The 16110-nt window shown below is 63.4% G+C and carries 15 protein-coding genes; 3 read left to right on the forward strand and 12 right to left on the reverse strand.

All coding sequences use genetic code 11. The features are described from left to right. The first annotated feature begins 102 nt into the window (after positions 1 to 102). Positions 103 to 1485, forward strand: coding sequence for a serralysin family metalloprotease (locus QDT79_RS20440; RefSeq protein ID WP_308316995.1), 1383 nt, complete (start codon positions 103 to 105; stop codon positions 1483 to 1485). A 117-nt stretch (positions 1486 to 1602) separates the two neighbouring features. Here the strand turns inward: QDT79_RS20440 and QDT79_RS20445 are convergent, their stop codons facing one another. The 6 genes from QDT79_RS20445 to QDT79_RS20470 form a co-directional block, all read right to left on the reverse strand. Beyond that, positions 1603 to 2655 carry an NAD(P)H-dependent flavin oxidoreductase gene (locus QDT79_RS20445; protein ID WP_308316996.1) on the reverse strand — a complete coding sequence of 351 codons (1053 nt, stop codon included), beginning with the start codon at positions 2653 to 2655 and terminating at the stop codon, positions 1603 to 1605. Between the two features lie 96 nt (positions 2656 to 2751). Next, positions 2752 to 4362: an MFS transporter gene (locus QDT79_RS20450; protein WP_063989279.1), complete on the reverse strand. Its 1611-nt coding sequence runs from the start codon at positions 4360 to 4362 to the stop codon at positions 2752 to 2754. Further along, positions 4355 to 4780: a DoxX family protein gene (locus QDT79_RS20455; protein WP_063989278.1), complete on the reverse strand. Its 426-nt coding sequence runs from the start codon at positions 4778 to 4780 to the stop codon at positions 4355 to 4357. The genes QDT79_RS20450 and QDT79_RS20455 overlap by 8 nt, the downstream gene beginning before the upstream one ends. Positions 4781 to 4789: 9 nt before the next feature. After that, complete coding sequence (locus QDT79_RS20460) at positions 4790 to 5620, reverse strand: alpha/beta fold hydrolase (protein WP_147190420.1); 831 nt, start codon at positions 5618 to 5620, stop codon at positions 4790 to 4792. Positions 5621 to 5762: 142 nt separating this feature from the next. Beyond that, complete coding sequence (locus tag QDT79_RS20465; RefSeq protein WP_308316997.1) at positions 5763 to 7157, reverse strand: MFS transporter; 1395 nt, start codon at positions 7155 to 7157, stop codon at positions 5763 to 5765. Positions 7158 to 7331: 174 nt separating this feature from the next. After that, positions 7332 to 8522, reverse strand: a complete 1191-nt coding sequence (locus tag QDT79_RS20470; RefSeq protein WP_308316998.1) for a sugar transporter — start codon at positions 8520 to 8522, stop codon at positions 7332 to 7334. Positions 8523 to 8790: 268 nt separating this feature from the next. Here QDT79_RS20470 and QDT79_RS20475 point away from each other — a divergent pair, with 268 nt between their 5' ends. Next, positions 8791 to 9477, forward strand: a complete 687-nt coding sequence (locus tag QDT79_RS20475; protein ID WP_107226497.1) for an aspartyl/asparaginyl beta-hydroxylase domain-containing protein — start codon at positions 8791 to 8793, stop codon at positions 9475 to 9477. A 17-nt stretch (positions 9478 to 9494) separates the two neighbouring features. On the opposite strand, the gene QDT79_RS20480 is transcribed toward QDT79_RS20475, so the two are convergent. Continuing rightward, the gene (locus QDT79_RS20480; protein ID WP_308316999.1) at positions 9495 to 10442 is read right to left on the reverse strand and encodes an aromatic alcohol reductase; all 948 of its coding nucleotides are present in this window, start codon (positions 10440 to 10442) and stop codon (positions 9495 to 9497) included. A gap of 86 nt (positions 10443 to 10528) precedes the next feature. Here QDT79_RS20480 and QDT79_RS20485 point away from each other — a divergent pair, with 86 nt between their 5' ends. Next, complete coding sequence (locus QDT79_RS20485; RefSeq protein WP_107226499.1) at positions 10529 to 10951, forward strand: winged helix-turn-helix transcriptional regulator; 423 nt, start codon at positions 10529 to 10531, stop codon at positions 10949 to 10951. A 30-nt stretch (positions 10952 to 10981) separates the two neighbouring features. Here QDT79_RS20485 and QDT79_RS20490 read toward each other — a convergent pair whose 3' ends face one another. From QDT79_RS20490 to QDT79_RS20510, 5 genes are all read right to left on the reverse strand, one after another. Beyond that, positions 10982 to 11698, reverse strand: a complete 717-nt coding sequence (locus tag QDT79_RS20490; protein ID WP_063989272.1) for an ABC transporter ATP-binding protein — start codon at positions 11696 to 11698, stop codon at positions 10982 to 10984. After that, positions 11695 to 12570, reverse strand: coding sequence for an ABC transporter ATP-binding protein (locus QDT79_RS20495; RefSeq protein ID WP_033635209.1), 876 nt, complete (start codon positions 12568 to 12570; stop codon positions 11695 to 11697). Before QDT79_RS20495 ends, QDT79_RS20490 begins: the two co-directional genes overlap by 4 nt. Further along, positions 12567 to 13853, reverse strand: coding sequence for a high-affinity branched-chain amino acid ABC transporter permease LivM (livM, locus tag QDT79_RS20500; protein WP_063989271.1), 1287 nt, complete (start codon positions 13851 to 13853; stop codon positions 12567 to 12569). The genes QDT79_RS20495 and livM overlap by 4 nt, the downstream gene beginning before the upstream one ends. A 10-nt stretch (positions 13854 to 13863) precedes the next feature. Next, positions 13864 to 14778: an ABC transporter permease subunit gene (locus QDT79_RS20505; RefSeq protein WP_063989270.1), complete on the reverse strand. Its 915-nt coding sequence runs from the start codon at positions 14776 to 14778 to the stop codon at positions 13864 to 13866. Between the two features lie 125 nt (positions 14779 to 14903). Beyond that, positions 14904 to 16022, reverse strand: coding sequence for a branched-chain amino acid ABC transporter substrate-binding protein (locus tag QDT79_RS20510; protein WP_063989269.1), 1119 nt, complete (start codon positions 16020 to 16022; stop codon positions 14904 to 14906). Positions 16023 to 16110 lie beyond the last annotated feature (88 nt).

Here is a 16110-nt window from a genome sequence, read left to right on the forward strand (position 1 = left end):
GGCAATCTAATGATAACCCACTAATTACCCCCTATTTTCAAACCTGTGTACGAGCATATAGAGCGTTAGGTGCAATATTGTCAACGTCCAAAGGAGTTTGATATGTCATTAGCGACCGATAAAATCTCAGATTATTTAACCGATTATGAAAGAGGCGATCACGCAGGGAGCAGCAAACCGTCATACGCCACAGAGGAGGTTTCAGATCTGTTGCTGAGGAGCCATTATTCCGCCAATGGCAAAGGCGTGACTGACCATGCGGCAACAATAACCTACTCTTTCCCCGTGTATACCGACAGCGATAAGCCAGGATCCGCACAGCTTAACGCCGCCCAACAGGCCCAAACCAAGCTTTCATTGCAGTCCTGGTCAGACGTCGCCAACGTCACGTTTACCGAAGTCACAGGCAACGATGTGAAAAATGCAGATATAAAATTTGGTTTTTATAAAGCGGCCAGCGGGGGCAATTACACCTCTTATGAAAGTACGCAAAACGATCTCAAAAGCACCATTTGGATCAGCGGTAACAATGGCTACGACGCCTCTAACCCACAAACCAATAACTATGCCAGGGATACGCTGACCCACGAAATAGGGCATGCGCTGGGACTCTCGCACCCAGGGAACTACGATGCTTCCAACGCGACTTACCCCACCTACACCAACTCGGCGAAATATTATGAGGACGACCATCAATATTCTTTGATGAGCTATTTTAGTGAACAAAACACCGGTGCCGACTATAAAGGCGTTTGGCCATCGGGGCCGCAGCTGGATGATATTACCGCCATACAGAAACTGTACGGCGCGAATACCACCACGCGCACCGGCGATACCACCTATGGTTTCAACTCGAATACCGACAGAGACTTTTTGAGCGTTAAGGCGTCCACGGACAAAATCGTGGCGGCTATCTGGGATGCCGGCGGCAACGACACGCTGGATTTTTCAGGCTACAGCCAGGATCAGCGCATCAACATTAACGAAGGCGCATTCTCAGATGTGGGCGGATTGAAGGCGAATATCGCCGTCGCCTACGGCGCGCAGATTGAAAACATCATCGGCGGCAGCGGCGCCGATATCTTAGTGGGCAACGCACTGAACAATACGCTCAAAGGCGGCGCAGGCAACGATATCATTTACGGTGCCGGCGGCGCCGATCAGCTCTGGGGCAATGCAGGCGCCGACACCTTCGTCTTCAGTGCAGCCGGCGACAGCCAAGCCGCCGCACCGGACTGGATCCGCGATTTCCAGACAGCAGTGGATAAAATCGATCTGTCGTGGATCAACCAGACGGTTAAAGCCGAGGGGGGCGAGTTGCACTTCGTCGATAGCTTAAGCGGCTCGCTGTATGAAGCGGCGCTGAATTATGATTCGCAGCAGAATGTGACCGATCTGGCGATCAATCTCTCCGGTCATAACCAGCCTGATTTTCTGGTTAAAATCGTTGGGCAGGTCGACGCTTCCGCCGATATTCTCGTCTAGCCAAGACAAACTCGCAGTCCGGCGCGAACGCCGGACTGTTCATCTCTTTTCAGGCCTGCCGCTGGCGTTTTTTGCGCGGTTCCCACATCGCCAAAGCAGTAAATCGCGCAGACGAGCTCACACCGCTTCCAGCTCCGCCGCCAGGGTGGCGACCAGCTCCGCCGCCGGCATCGGCCGCGCCAGGCCCACGCCCTGCCCGGCCCACAGCGACATAAACTCTCCGCGACCGGCCTTGGCCGCCGCCTGGCGAATATCGCCGGTGAGCACATTCTGCACCGGATAAGGCAGGATCTGCGCCTCTTCCACGCGCATCTGGCGCATGAAATCATTGACGATGCCGCGCGCCGGGCGGCCGCTGAAGGCGCGCGTCAGGCGCGTGCTGTCATCACCGGCGTTGCTCAGCGCCGCCCGCCAGGCTTCGGCGATGCCCGACTCCGGGCAGCACAGGAACGCGGTGCCCAGCTGCGCCGCCTGCGCGCCCAGCAAGCGCGCCGCCGCGATGCCGCGCCCGTTCATGATGCCGCCCGCGGCGATCACCGGGATCTTCACCGCCGCCACTACCTGCGGCAGCAGGGCCATCAGGCCGACGCAGGATTGTTCGATGTCGCCGAGGAAGGTCGGGCGGTGGCCGCCCGCCTCCGAGCCCGAGACGCAAACGAAGTCGGCGCCCGCCTCTTCCCAGGCGCGGGCTTCCGCCACCGTGGTAGCGGTGCCGATCACCCGCGAGCCGGCCTTCTTGAACTGCGTGACCGTGGCGCGCGGCAGCACGCCGAAGGTGAAACTGGCCACCGGCGGCGCCGCCTCCAGCAAGGCCGCGATCTGGTCACGGTTGTTTTCGGCGAATTGAGTGGGAATCGGCGGCTCGCTCAGCCCCAGCGCTTCGCGGAACGGCCGCAACAGGTGCTGGGCGCGCTTCAGCTCGGCGAGATCCGGGTGCTGCTCATCGAGCAGAAACAGATTGATGTTGAACGGCGCGGCGGTCTGCGCGCGGATCTGCTGCACCCGTTCGAGGATCACCGCCGGTGAAAACAGCGCCGCCGCGCACGAGCCCAGCGCCCCGGCATTGCTCACCGCTACCGCCAACGCCGGCGGCGACGCGCCGTTCATCGGCCCCTGAACGATCGGATAGCGCAGCCCAAGTTCGCGGGCAAAAGCAGAAGGTGCCGTCATCAATGTGTCTCCCTGTGCTGACTACATTCGTCTTACGGCGGCCGCGCCGCCGAACCGACCAAAAGCATAGCACCTTCTCACCGCCTGGCCGTGCAGTTAGTGCTTCACCTGCCGCCTGTCCAGCGACAGGAAGTGATGCACCACCGGTTTCTCCGGCCCGATATGGAAGCGCAGCGCCTCCTGCTGCAGATCGGCGTCGGCGTGCGACACCCGCTGGTGCTGGCGCAGGTGCTCTGCCCAGGACTCCACCAGGAACCACTCCATGATGCATTCCGGATCGCCGGTGTGCTCGGTGATGCCCCAGGCGTAAGCGCCATCGCGGCGACGCGCGTGCTCCAGCATCAACAGCGTGCGCAAGAACTGCGGCCGATCCTGTTCGCGGATGCGGTACTCCACCTGAATCATTACCGGGCCGCGATCGTTCTCGACCGGCGTGTTGACCAACGGCTCCGGCCAATGGTTCGACGGCTGCAGATCGGCTTCGCCGGTCGGCAGACGCAGGCGGTGGAACAGCAGCCCCGCCGCCAGCAGGCCGACGCCGCCGACCAGCAGCGTGGCGGCCACGCCCAGCTCCTGCGCCACCAGCCCCCACAGCAGGCTGCCCGCCGCCATCGCGCCGTTGAACACCATCAGGTAGATGGCCAGGCCGCGGCCGCGCACCCAGTTGGGCAGCACGCCCTGCGCCGCGCCGTTGAGCGTGGTCAGCGCGATAATCCAGCCGGCGCCCAGCACCAACAACAGCACCACCGCCAACCACTGCGGCGGCGCCAGCGACAGAGCCGCCATCACCACGGCGGTCAGCACCGCCGCCAGCAACACCAGCCCGTCGGCATTCAGCCGCTGACGCAGGCGCGGCAGCGCGATCGCGCCGAGGATCGCCCCGGCGCCTACCGCCCCCAGCAAAACGCCGTAAAAACCGGCGCTGCCGCCCAGCATGCGGCGCGCCACCAGCGGCAGCAGCGCCCAGACCGAGCTGGAGAAAGCGAAGAACACCGCCGCCCGCAGCAGCACCACGTGCAGCTCGCGGCTGGAACGGGCATAGCGCAGGCCGGCGCGGAAGGCGCCGAAGAAATGTTCCGACAGGCCGCTGTCCTCAACCTTCGGCCGCTTCCACCACAGCAGCGCCGCGATCACCAGCACATAGCTCATCACGTCCGCGCCGTAAGCCGCGCCGGCGCCGAAGCTGGCCAGCAGCAGGCCGCCGGCCGCCGGGCCGATGGAGCGGGCGATGTTGATGCCGAGCGAGTTCAGCGCCACGGCGTTTTTCAGCTCGGTGCGCGGCACCAGCTCCGGCACGATCGCCTGCCAGGTCGGCCCCATCAGCGCCGCGCCGATGCCGCCGACGAAGGTCAGCGCCAGCAGGTATTCCACCGTCAACGCGCCGGTTTGCGACAGCAGCAACAGGCTGCCGCTGACGCAGGCCAGCAGAATTTGCACGAAGATCAGAAAGCGCCGCCGATCGAGGATGTCCGACAATACCCCGGCCGGGATCGCCAGCAGGAATACCGGCAGCGTGGCGGCGGTCTGCATCAGCGCCACCGCCGAGGGGTTGCTCGACAGATCGGTGATCAGCCACGAGCTGGCGACGTCGCGCATAAAGCTACCGACGTTGCCGAGCACCGTGGCGCCCCACAGCACCGCAAATAATGGGATTTTCAGCGGCGCGAAGCCGCCCGCCGCCGCCTTGTTTTCCGTCTGTTCAGCCATCCGTTCGCTCCTTCAAATCGTTAAATGCCACCAGCAACAGCGCGCCGGCCAGCCCAAGGTGTTCAAAAAATCCATTCATCATCTGGCCGCGTTCCGCCCCGTCGAACTGCCAGAACGGATTGGCCATCAGCGTCGCCATCAGGGTAAAACCGGCCAGCGCCAACGCGCCGAGCCAGCGATAAAAGCCGCTCAGGATCAGCGCCGACGCCGCCAGTTCCAGCAGCGTCACCAGCGCGGCGAACAGCGCCGCCGGCTGCAAACCGAAGTGGGTCATCTCGGCAACCGCGCCTTCGACGTTCAGCGCCTTGACCAACCCGCCCTGGATGTAGGCGGCGCAAATCGCGAGCAGCAGCAGCCAGCGCACCGCGGGTGCATGCAGCCGCTGCGCGCAGCGGGCGGCGATAACAGTCAGGTTCATCGCGCCCCCTTAGAACGGCGAATTCTGGATAAAGGCCAGCAGATCGGCGTTGAAGCGATCGGGATCGACCTGCGCCAAGCCGTGAGCGCCGCCGGCGTAAACGTTCAGCTCCGCCTGTTGCATAAGCTTAGCGGCTTTCAGCGCCGAGGCGCCGATCGGCACGATCTGATCGGCGTCGCCATGCACCAGCAGCGTCGGCTTGTCGATCGCCAGCAGATCGGCGGTGTAATCCACTTCGGAGAACGCGCTCACGCCGTCGTACTGCCCTTTCACGCCGCCCTGCATGGCCATCAGCCAGAAGTGGTCGATCAGCCCCGCATTGCTCTCCACCTCGTCGCAGTGGAAGCCATAGAACGGCACCGCCAGATCTTTGAAGAACTGCGAGCGGTTGCCCGCCACGCCGCTGCGAATGCCGTCGAAGGCCGCCATGGGCACACCTTCCGGGTTGGCCGGCGTTTGCAGCATCAGCGGCGGCACGGCGCCCACCAGCACCACCTTCGCCACCCGATCGCTGCCGTGACGGCCGATGTAGCGTGCCACTTCACCGCCGCCGATGGCGTGGCCGACCAGGATCAGATCGCGCAGATCCAGCGTTTCAATCAGCAGAGCCAGATCGTCGGCGTATTGGTTGATATCGTTGCCGTGCCAGGTCTGATCCGAACGGCCGTGGCCGCGGCGATCGTGGGCGATCACCCGGAATCCGCTCTGGCCGAAAAACAGCAGCTGGTTGTCCCAGGCGTCGGCGGACAGCGGCCAACCGTGGGAGAACAGGATCGGCTGGCCGCGGCCCCAATCCTTATAGAAAATGCGCGCGCCATCGGGCGCGGTGAGGATGCTCATGACGTGTTCCCCGCTCGGTATTGAATTGGATTTTGTACCGGGTAACAGTACGGCAGGCGCAAAGGCAGTGATAACGGAATAATTTTCGCATGATCGCGAGTTTTTTTGCTGAAGAGGCCGGCGTCGCCGCCGGCGTTAAACGTCAGATGTTTTCCAGATCGATGCCGCGCGTTTTCGGGCCGAACAGCCCAATCACCAGCATCACGATCAGCATGCTGGCGACGATAAACGCGATCACCCCCAGCGAGCCGCCGTACTGCAAGATAATGCCGATGATGATGCTGCTGAACACCGTCGACAGCCGGCTGAAGGAGTAGCAGAAACCGACGGCGCGGGCGCGGATGTGGGTCGGGAAAATCTCGGATTGATACGAGTGGTAGCTGTAGGTCAGCCAGGCGTTGGACCAGGTGATGAAGAAGCCGCACAGGATCAGCCACAGCGGGTTGTTCTGCAGCGCGAACAGCGAACCGAAGATCACCGTCACCAGGCAAGACAACACGATCTGCCACTTGTTCTCCATCTTGTCGGCGTAGAAGCTGCACAGCAGCGAGCCCAGCGGGTAGGCCAGCGTGATGAAGAAAGCGTACAGCAGGCTGTGGGTGACCGAAGCGCCCTTGCCCGACAGCAGCGCCGGCAGCCAGTTGCCGAAGCCGAAGAAGCCGATGGCCTGAAAGAAGTTCATCACCACCAGCATCAGCGTGCGATCGCGGTACTGCGGCGCCCAGATATCGCGAAAGCGGCCGCGCGGCGGCGCCCCCTCGGCATCATCCACCGGGCGCGACGGGAAGTCCGCGGCCGCCACGCCGCAGCGCCGCTCCATATCCCGCATCACCTGCCGGGCCTGCGCATAGCGCCGCTGCTGCACCAGCCAGCGCGGCGACTCCGGTAGCCCCTTGCGCACCAGCCAGATCACCAGCGAGGCCAGCGCGCCGGCGATCACCACGTAGCGCCAACCGCTCAGGCCCCAAATCGTCTGCGGCACCAACCACCAGGACATCAGCGCCACCGCCGGCACCGACAGGAACTGCACGAAGAACGCGAAGGCGAAAGCCCGGGTGCGCAGATGCGCGGGCACCCACTCCGTCAGGTAAGTATCGATGGTCACCAGCTCAATGCCGAGCCCGACGCCCACCAGAAAGCGCAGAAAGATCACCCATTCCGCCTGCTGTTGAAACGCCAGCAGCAGCGAGAAGACGCCATACCAGATCAGGGCGAACATGAAGGTGGCGCGGCGGCCGAAGCGATCGGCGTACGGGCTCAGCAAGCTGGCGCCGACGAACAGGCCAAGAAAGGTGGCGGAGGCGAAGGCCGCCTGGTCCGACACGCCGAAGACGCCCTGTGCGCCGGTGTGGAAAATGCCGTCGGCGATAAGGCCGGTGCTGATATAGCCGGTCTGGAACAGATCGTAGAGTTCGAAAAAGCCGCCCAGCGACAGCAGAATGATAAAGCGCCACAGACCGGCCGACGCGGGCAAGGCGTCGATTCTGGTCGCCAAATCCCGCGCATGGATCGGCGACGCCGCTACAGAGTCACTCACCGTTAACCTCGCATTAACATTTTTGATGACTTTCTATGCTAGCGAAGCGGCGTCGGAGTTAAATTTTTAATTAGCAGACTATGAAAAAAAGTTAAGCATAAAACGCTGCAGCAGCCTGTTTTATAGCAGGAAAATGCAACGCGGGATGCCGCAGCGGCATCCCGAATCGGCGGCTTAACGGCTGGGGTGCTGCTGCAGCCGTTCGCTGCGGTAGACGCTCAGCAGGCACCAACCGAGGGCGATCAGCGCCAGCGGCGCGGCGACGAAGCCGATGTTGCCCATCCCAAGATGCAGGCTCACCTGGTTGCCCAGCAGCGCACCGCTGCCGATGCCGAAGTTGTACAGGCCGGAGAAGATCGCCATCGCCACGTCGGTGGCGTCCGGCGCCAGGCTCAGCACTTTGGCCTGCATCGACAGGCCGATGGCCATGATCGCCATGCCCCAGAAGATACACAGCACCGTCAGGTGGCTTTCGCTGCCGGCGGCCGGCAGCAGCAGCAGCAGGCTCAAGACCAGCAGCGCGATGGCGCCGATAAAGAAGCCGGAAGGAAAACGCTCGCTGTAACGGCTGAACAGCAGGCTGCCGACGATGCCGGCGGCGCCGAACAACAGCAGCATCAGCGTGGTGAAGTTCTCCGACAGCCTGGCCACGGTCTGGATAAACGGCTCGATGTAGCTATAAGCGGTGAAGTGCGCCGTCACCACGATGACGGTCAGCATATACAGCGCCAGCAGCGCCGGGCGTTTGAACAGCAGCGGCACGCTGGCCAGCGAACCGGAGTGCTCGCTTTTCAGCACCGGCAGCAGGCGCCACAGCAACACCAGCGCCAGGGTGGCGCACACCGCGATGCCGATAAAGGTCATGCGCCAGCCGAGCAGCTGCCCCACCACCCGCCCGAGCGGCAACCCGAGCACCATCGCCAGCGCGGTGCCGCCCGCCAGCAGGCTCAGCGCCTGGGCTTTCTTGCCCGGCGGCGCCACGCGGATCGCCAGCGAGGCGGTGATCGACCAGAACACCGAGTGCGCCAGCGCCACGCCGGCGCGCGAAATGACCAGCGTGGTGAAGTTCCAGGCCACGGCGGTCAGCACGTGGCTGGCGATAAACAGCATGAACACGCCGATCAGCAGCTTGCGGCGCTCGATTTTGCTGGTCAGCAGCATGCACGCCAATGAGGCGGCGGCGACGATCCAGGCGTAGATGGTGATGATCAGGCCGACCTGTTCGGTTTGCATCGAGAAGCTGGCAGCAATGTCGCTCAGCAGACCAACCGGAATAAATTCGGTGGTGTTGAAGATAAAGGCCGAGACGGCGAGGATAACCACGCGCAACCAGGCGGTTGAGCGCGAAACGGCAGCGTGTTCCATGGTAAACAAAATCCGGACAGGTGCGGGCAAGTCGCGATATTTTAACCAACCGGCCCGCTAAATGCGATACGCGTCACACTTTAATTGTGTGGTTTTTTTCGCCGCATTTCGACACATTCGCAGACACACGGTTGCACAAATGCTGTGCTAATCTCTTGAAGCGTACCAATTTTTCCTGCCGCTCTTCCCCCCCGGCCGCCGCAGACGACGCGCCGCGCCGAAGAACCGCGCGCAGTGTCCATTTGGCGTTTTCTGAGGCGAGGTCATTATGTCCGCGATTTATGATTGGTCCGTGCTCGCATTGCGCAATGTTTACGATCGCCGCATTCAGGGCAAGCCGGTGCTCGACAGCGCCGCGCTGTTCCCCGACGCCGAGCGTTTCACCGCCCAATGGCGGCAGATCCGCGAAGAGGCGCTGACCGTCGCCCACGATCTGCACAATATTCCCCGTTTTCACGAGATCATGATCCAGCAGGAATCGATCTCCGCCAACGACGCGCGCGACTGGCGCATGTTCATCATGAAGGCCTACGGCCAGCCGATCGCCCGCAACCTGGCGCGCTGCCCGACGCTGGCGGCGCTGATCGCCTCGTCGCCGGACGTGCTGTCCGCCTCGCTCTCCTTCCTGGCGCCCGGCAAACAGGTGCCGCCCCACCGCGGGCCGTTCCGCGGCATTCTGCGCGGCTATCTGGTGCTGGACATGCCTAAACGCGCCGACGGGGTGCCGGCGGCGGTGCTGAAAGTGGACGGCCGCGAATACCGGCTGCACGAGGGGGAGTTCATGCTGTGGGACGATACCTTCGAACACGAGGTGTGGAACGACAGCGCGCAGGTGCGCACCGTGCTGCTGCTGGACATCCGCCGCCGCGACATGCCCGCCGGGCTGCGGCTGCTCTCCAGCGCCATCGTCGCCCTGGTGCGGCTGAACGTGCGCTGGATGCAGCGCCATTTCTGAGTCCGGCGCTCAGGCGACTAACCGTCCTGAGAGGTCGGGCATTGCTGCGCCAGCCACTGCTCGGCGGTGGTGGTGGCTATGCCCTGGCGCGCATTGAAGGTTTTCGCCTTATCCCAGGCCACGCCGTCGGGCCGGGCGAAAGCCAGCCGGTATTTGGCGCCGACGTCACGCGGATGGTTCCGCACCTCCTCCTGCAGCCGCTCGTTGTCCAACAGGACTCTGTTGACCTCAACGCCCCAGTGCGCCTGCATGACATCGGCAAGCTCGCGGTAGGTCAGCGTGTCCCCGGCGATATAGACCACCTGGTTGCGAAACGCGGGCCGATGGAAAAAAATCGCGGCCGTCAGCCGGCCAATGTCCTCGGGGGTGGTCAGCGTCACCGCGTAGCGCCAGTCGCCCAGCGCGCGCACCGTTTTGGTGGCCGCGTCCACCACGCCAAAACCCGAGTCAAACAGGTAGCTGGTGAAAATGCCCGTGGAAACAATCACCCACGCCGTCGCCTTCTGCGCACGCAGCAGGTGGCGCACCTCGAGCTGTTCATCCCACACCTGTTGCCCGCTGCCTTTGCCGACAACATCGTAGTCCACGCCGAACTGCCACGGGAAATAACGCGCCACGCCCGCCTGCAAAACGGCCTGGGTGATCTTTATCTGCGTGCCCGCCCCGCCGACAAAGCCGCTGCAGTTGATCACCGCGTCAAAGCCACGCAGCAGCGCGCTCAGCTCATCCACGCTGTTTTGCTGCAGGTCGCCTTCCACCACGGCGATGCCGAGCCGCGTCAGCGCATCCCGCCGCGCGCGATGCGGGCCGGTGACGGCGCGGGCGGCCTCCGGCCGCAGCAGCACGCTGATGTTTAAAGCGTGGTGTAACCGGGCCTGCCGGCTCATCGCGCGCAATACCGGCAGCCCCAGTTCACCGGCGCCGAGTATCAGCACGGTATTGATGGATGGATTTGTGGATTTCATTCTTGCCTCCTGTCTTAACACTGCGCCATCCTGACAGCTGACAAAAACGGGTTCAATTAGGTACACGCGTGATACCGGAGAGGAATATGACGAACGATCGGGAAGCGCTGCTGCAATTTTCGCAGGCGTTCTGTGAAGAATTGAGCAACGACGATGAAGGGTTGAAGCGTGAGATCCTCGCACATGCGGGCAACCGTTGGTCGCTGGGGGTATTGCATATCCTGGGCACCCACGGGCCGCTGCGCCACGGCGAGATAGGCCGCCAATTAGCGGGCGTGACGCAGAGAATGCTGACGCGGACGCTGCGCCATCTCGAGCGGGACGGGTTGATATCGCGCTGCGATTATCAGGAAAAGCTGCCCCGCGTGGTTTACACCATCACCGACGCGGGGGAAGAGATGCTGCTCAACATGCTGCCACTCTGGTCGTGGATTATCGCCTCCGCCGATGCCTTCAGGGCGGCCCGCTCACGCTACGATGATCAAGATCGAAGCGCCGCCGAGGGATGAACGCGGGCCTCCCTGCCCAAAGGGCGGCGCTCAGCCACCGCCCAGATAGGCCTTTCTCACCGCCGGATCGTTCAACAGCTCCGGTCCGCTGCCGGTGAGGCGGATCTGGCCGTTGACCATCACATAGCCGCGATCGGACAGCTTCAGCGCGTGGTTGGCGTTCTGCTCCACCAGAAACAGCGTCATGCCGCTGCGGGTCAGCTCGCGCAGCACGCCGAAGATCTGCCGCACCACGATCGGCGCCAGCCCCAGGCTCGGTTCGTCCAACAGCAGCAGCTTCGGCCGGCTCATCAGCGCGCGGGCGATCGCCAGCATCTGCTGCTCGCCGCCGGACAGGGTCATCGCCCGCTGGTTGCGCCGCTCCTTGAGACGCGGAAACAGCTCGAACATACGCGGCAAATCCTCCGCCAGATAGCGGTTGCCGACGGTGATGGTGCCCATCAGCAGGTTCTCCTCCACGCTCATGTCCGGGAAAATGCGCCGCCCTTCCGGCGCCTGCGCGATGCCGCCGGCCGCCACGTAGTGCGTGGAGCGGCGGCTGATGTCCTCGCCGCCAAACAGGATCTGCCCGCCGGCGATGCGCGGCTGGCCGAAGATTGACATCAACAGCGTGGATTTGCCCGCGCCATTGGCGCCGATCAGCGCCACCGTCTCCCCGGCGTTGACCTGCAGCGACACCTTGCGCAGCGCCTGGATCGGCCCATAAAACACGTCCACTTCGCGAAATTCCAGCATCGCTTCGCTCATCCCGCCAGCTCCTCTTCGTCCGCGCCCAGGTAGGCGGCGATCACCGCCTCGTTGTGCTGGATCTCCTGCGGCGTGCCGCGGGCGATCACGTCGCCGTGATCGAGCACGATCACCCGGTCGGAGATCTCCATCACCATGCCCATGTCATGCTCGATCAGCAGCACCGTGATGCCGTGATGCTGGCGCAGGAAGCGGATGATACGGCTCAGCGTCGCCGTTTCCACTGGGTTCAGCCCGGCGGCCGGCTCGTCGAGACAGATCATCTCCGGCGCGGTGCACATGGCGCGCGCGATCTCCAGCCGCCGCTGTTGGCCGTAGGACATTTCCCCCGCCAGCCGGTTGGCGCAGTCCACCAGATCCACCACCTCCAGCCAGTAGAAGGCGTGATCCAGCGCGGCGCTCTCCGCCCGGCGGTAGCCCGGCGTGTTCAGCACCCCGGCGATCAGGTTGCGGTTGCTCTGCATGTGCTGCGCCACCAGCAGGTTCTCCACCACCGACATTTCGCGGAACAGGCGGATATTCTGGAAAGTGCGCGCCAGCCCGGCGCGGTTGACCAGGTGGGTGCCGCCGAACATCTTGTAATAGAGGCGCGAGCCGAGCCGCTTCGGGCGTATCCAGTCGCCGGCGCGAAACTTCTGCCCCAGCACCTGGATCACGTCGGTCGGCCGCTTATGGGTATTGAGCAGGATCGCACCGCCGCTGGCGCGGTAAAAGCCGGTCAGGCAGTTGAACACTGTGGTCTTGCCGGCGCCGTTGGGGCCAATCAGGGCGGTGATGGAGCCGCGTTCCACCTCCAGATTGACGTCGTTCAGCGCCTTGATGCCGCCAAAGCGCATCATCAGGTGCTCCACCCGCAAAATGGCGTCGCTCATGGCGCCACCCCCTTGCGTTCGGCGAAGCTGGCGCGGCTGATGCGCACCAGCCCGCGCGGCCGCCAGATCATCATCGCCACCATCAGCACGCCGAACAGCAGCACCCGGTATTCGGCGAAACTGCGCAGCAGCTCCGGCGCCACCGTCAGCACGAAGGCCGCCAGCACCACGCCGAGGGTGGAGCCCATGCCGCCCAGCACCACGATCGCCAGGATCAGCGCCGACTCGAAGAAGGTGAACGAGGTCGGGTTGACGAAGCCCTGATAGGTGGCGAAAAACACCCCCGCCAACCCGGCGGTGGAGGCGCCCAGCATAAACGCCGACAGCTTCACCAGTACGTGATTGAGCCCGAGAGAGCGGCAGGCGATCTCATCCTCGCGCAGCGCCTCCCAGGCGCGGCCGATCGGCATGCGCGTCAGCCGGTGCTTGATGTACAGCACCAGCAGCACCACCAAAAACAGCACCGCGTAGATGAAAATGAACTTGAGGTTGGGGTTGTAATCGATGCCGAGAAACTCGTGGATCGGCACCCCGCCGTCTTTGGCACGCCGGCCGAACTCCAGGCCGAACACCGTCGGCGCCGGCACCGAGACGCCGTTCGGCCCGCCGGTGAGCGACATCCAGTTGTTCAGCACCAGCCGGATGATCTCGCCGAACCCCAGCGTGACGATCGCCAGGTAGTCACCGTGCATGCGCAGCACCGGGAAACCCAGCAGCGCGCCGGCCAGCGCCGCCATCAGCGCCCCCAGCGGCAGCATCGCCCAAAACCCCAGCCCGAGGTACTGATAGCCCAGCGCCAGCCCGTAAGCGCCGATGGCGTAAAACGCCACGTACCCCAGATCGAGCAGCCCCGCCAGCCCGACCACGATATTCAGCCCCAGGCCGAGCAGCACGTAGATCAGGCCGAGGATCGCCACCGTCAGCAGGTATTTGGTGGCGACGAACGGGAACAGCAGCGCGATCGCCGCCATCAGCGGCAAGATCCAGCGCAGGTTGGATTTATAGCCCAGCGGCCGTACGTAGACGCCGTCGTTGCCGCCGTCGAAGCGCGCCAGCACCCTGCGCCCCGGCGCGGTTTGCAGGAACAGGCTCAGCAGCAGCCGTCCGGCCATCACCGCGACGATAATCCACACCAGCCGGTGCGGTTCGACGTTGAAGCTGTAGCCGTTCAGCACGATGCCGACGATCGGCCCGAACACGATCAGGGCGATCAGCCCGGCCAAGACGGCGTCCAGCAGGCTGCGTTTAACGTCCAGCCCGCCGTTGATCACGGATTGCGACATGACGTTCTCCTTAAACCTTGGCGATCAGCGGCCGGCCAAGCAGGCCCTGCGGACGGAAGATCAGGATCGCCACCAGCAACCCGAAGGAGAACACGTCCTTGTAATCCGAGTTCACCATGCCGGCGAACTGCGCCTCCGCCACCCCGAGCAGCAGCCCGCCCAGCATGGCGCCCGGCAGCGAGCCGATACCGCCCAGCACCGCGGCGGTGAAGGCCTTGATGCCGATGATAAAGCCGACGTAAAAATCGAAGGTGCCGTAGTTCATGGTGATCAGCACCCCGGCCAGCCCGGCCATGGCAGCGCCGATCACGAACACCAGCGAGATCACCCGATCGGTATTGATGCCGAGAATCGAGGCCATTTTGCGATCCTGCTGAGTGGCGCGGCAGATGCGCCCCAGCCGGGTACGCTGAATGAGGTAGGTGAGGATCGCCATGCCGAGCAGCGATGCCACCAGGATAAACACCTTGGTGTAGGTGATCTGCACCACGCCGCCGTCGAACTCCAGGCGGAACACGCCGCTCAGCAGCGTCGGGATGCCCTGCTGGCGTGGCCCTTGGCTGATCTGCGCGTAGTTTTGCAGGATTAACGACATGCCGATGGCGGAGATCAGCGGCGCCAGGCGGGTGGAGTTGCGCAGCGGCTTGTAGGCGATGCGCTCGATCACCCAGCCGTACACCCCGGTGATAACGATGGTGAACACCAGCGTGCCGAGGATCAGCAGCGGGAACGAGTGCAGCCCGAAGAACGACAGCAGCGCCAAACCGATGGCGCACAGGTAGGCGGAGATCATGTACACCTCGCCGTGGGCGAAGTTGATCATGCCGATGATGCCGTAAACCATGGTGTAGCCGATGGCGATCAGGCCATATACCGCACCGAGGGTCAGGCCGTTGATCAGCTGTTGCAAAAAGAATACATCCATAATGAGCAGTCTCGCCTGGTAAGGCCGCCAACGCAGTCCGACGCGGCCCAAAGGTCATCGCGGAACGGGCTCGCCAGAGCGGCGAGCCCGTCGGTCATAGGGTTACAACTTCAAGGTTCGGCCGTTTACAGCTGGTGATATTTGCCCTTGTCATCCCATTGGTAGACCACATAGTCCGAGACCTTCAGGTCGCCCTTCTGGTCCCAGGCTTTTTTGCCCATCACGGTATCCACATCGTGCGACTTCAGCCATTCGGCGGCCTTGGCGCTGTCTTTGCCGCCGGTGGCGTTGAAGGCGGCGGCGATCGCCTGGATCGAGGCGTAGGAATAGAGGGTGTACCCTTCCGGCTCAAAGCCGCTGGCGCGGAACTTGGCGATCACCGCCTTGCCCTCCGGGATCTGACGCGGATCGTTGCCGAAGGTCATCAGCACGCCGTTGGTGTACTGCGGCCCGCCGGCGGCGGTCACCAGCTCTTCGGTCACCACGCAGTCGCCGGAGAAGAACTTGGCGGTCACGCCCTGCTCGCGCATCTGGCGCACCAGCGGCCCGGCTTCCGGATGGCAGCCGCCGAAATAGACCACGTCCGGCTTGACCGAGGCGATTTTGGTCACCAGCGCGTTGAAGTCTTTCTCACCGCGCGACAACCCCTCATACAGCACCTCTTTGACTCCGCGCTTGTTCATCGCCGCCTTCGCCGCGTCCGCCAACCCCTGGCCGTAGGTGTCTTTATCGTGGATCACCGCGATGCGCTTGGCCTTCAGGGTATCCAGCATGTAGTTGGTGGCGATCACCCCCTGCTGATCGTCGCGCCCGCACATGCGGAACATGGTCTTCATGCCGCGCTCGGTGATCTGCGGGTTGGTGGAGCCGGGGGTGATGGCGATGATGCCGGCCTCGTCATACACCTCGGAGGCGGGCATGGTGGAAGAGGAGCAGAAGTGGCCGACCACCGCCGAGACCTTGTCCTGATCCACCAACCGGTTGGCCACCGCGACCGCCTGTTTCGGTTCGCAGGCGTCATCCCCCTGCACCAGCTTGATTTTTTCCCCTTTGATGCCGCCGGCGGCGTTGATGTCCGCCGCCGCCTGCGAAGCGCCGCGCCAATACTGATCGCCATAGGTGGCGTTCGGCCCGGAGAACGGCCCGGCGACGCCGATGACGATGTCGGCCTGCGCGGAAAACGCCGTACCTAAACAACCGATGAGCAAAGCAGCGAGCGGACTTTTTATCAATTTCGATGACATTGTTATCTTCCTCAGCACTGGTATAGCGAAACGCCCTAGGGCGCGGATCAGTCACTTTATGTGTAGACGGGGAAAATAATTTTCTTGA

Source organism: Serratia marcescens, from assembly GCF_029846115.1.
In the GTDB taxonomy this organism is placed as follows: domain Bacteria; phylum Pseudomonadota; class Gammaproteobacteria; order Enterobacterales; family Enterobacteriaceae; genus Serratia; species Serratia marcescens_L.